Raw genomic sequence first — 1,558 nt, forward strand, 5'->3', positions numbered from 1 at the left:
CCTCTAAATAAAGGTAATAACACCCACCATAAAGGTTCTGCGTATCTGGCACGGCAACAAAAGATTTCTTTCCGAACAGTAAAACAGCCTCTTTTTCTCCATGCTCTGTTAGCAATAATCGAAATTCTTGTCCATCAGGCGCGATCCCCCATATACGCAAGATCGGCGCTCTATGTGGCTTATACCAAAATTGATAGTAAAGACCTGCCACTACAACCAGTGAAATTAATAAGGCCATTTCAATCCTCAAAAACAAGCAACATTCCAAAATCGTTTTTCATTCATTTTTACTGCTGGGCATGATGCCCACCTTCAATCCTCTTTTCGCATGAAAAAACGACCTATACTTAGATGGTTAGTGACCATATCCACTTTACCTTTAAGCAGGGAACCTATTATGAATAAAAAAACGCTGTTGGCGGCCATGATGGTCGCGTTGGTGACCTTTGCCGCTGCTGGATGTTCTTCAAACCAAGAAATAAAAACCACAGATGGTCGCACTATCGTTACAGACGGCAAACCCAAAGTTGACAGTGATACGGGGTTAGTATCCTACAAAGATGCCCATACAGGCCGAACCGAACAGATCAACCGTGACAAAATTACCAACATGAGTGAACTAGACAACTGATACGGATAAAAGGAGCTGGCTTTGAAAAAGATTTTTGTTTCAGTGTTCGCAGCGGCAGTTGCGCTTTCAGCCCTAACCGGCTGCACGCGCACAAGCTATGCCATCCACACCAACGACGGGCGTACAATTGTCAGCGACGGCAAGCCTACAGAATCAGACTCAGGCCTGCTGGGCTATAAAGACGCAAATGGTGTCAAACAGCAGATCAATAAAGCCGACGTTAAAGAAGTCTCTGAAATTCCGCATTGAGGCATCGCTCTCTCCGAAAAGGGCCGCTAATGCGGCCCTTTTCTTTATCTGCCCCAACAACAGGCAAAAAAAGCCCCCGCTGGGGGCCAAATACCTGCAGTGGCTGGATAGTACTGCATTCCTGATGAAGGAGACGAATAAGTATGGGCCGGATTTTTGCGTCTGCAGGCTCGGTCGCCACAATTTTTCCGTACCCGCCAGGCATCATGCTTTTACCATAACATCCGTTGTCTGCACCGCCGGATCGGCACTGACGGCGCAGACGGCACCTGGCACCCGAAAACCCGGCTTAAGCAACGCTACATCCTCCGTTAAGCCGGGAGATAATTTTTACCCGACTGCATAGCCATGCAGCCAGGTGAATGACGGCAGGATTCAGCCCAAAAACAGCGTGAAGGCCCCGAAAACCGGCAAATGCTTTTCCAGCCACTCCCACAGTTCTGCCGCCAGATGCAGGCAGTTAAGTACAGCTTCAATAACATTAAGCAGTTTCATAATTCCCCCTGGTATAGGCCGTGATCTTTGCATCACGACGTATTTAGCGGGGAATTTCGCAGCCCTTCTTCTTGGGGTCGTTTGCGGGAGGGGGCGGAATCCTACGCTAAGGCTTTGGCCAGCGATATTCTCCGGTGAGATTGATGTGTTCCCATCCGAGCGGCGAAACATGGGCCAAGAGAT

General features: G+C 48.5%; 4 protein-coding genes. 2 read left to right on the forward strand and 2 right to left on the reverse strand.

Annotated features, from left to right (window positions below):
* The coding region (locus ACWGR4_RS48170) for a hypothetical protein (protein ID WP_452134356.1) at positions 1-211 on the reverse strand (211 nt) is incomplete at its 3' end.
* Positions 212-358: 147 nt separating this feature from the next.
* Between ACWGR4_RS48170 and ACWGR4_RS48175 the strand changes: the two genes are divergently transcribed.
* The gene (locus ACWGR4_RS48175; RefSeq protein ID WP_375877820.1) at positions 359-631 is read left to right on the forward strand and encodes a YgdI/YgdR family lipoprotein; all 273 of its coding nucleotides are present in this window, start codon (positions 359-361) and stop codon (positions 629-631) included.
* Between the two features lie 21 nt (positions 632-652).
* Positions 653-880, forward strand: a complete 228-nt coding sequence (locus tag ACWGR4_RS48180) for a YgdI/YgdR family lipoprotein (protein WP_000719360.1) — start codon at positions 653-655, stop codon at positions 878-880.
* A gap of 375 nt (positions 881-1,255) precedes the next feature.
* Here the strand turns inward: ACWGR4_RS48180 and ACWGR4_RS48185 are convergent.
* Positions 1,256-1,558: hypothetical protein (locus ACWGR4_RS48185; RefSeq protein ID WP_452134357.1), on the reverse strand; the 303-nt coding region annotated here is incomplete at its 5' end.

It is taken from the genome of Embleya sp. NPDC055664 (genome assembly GCF_053618075.1).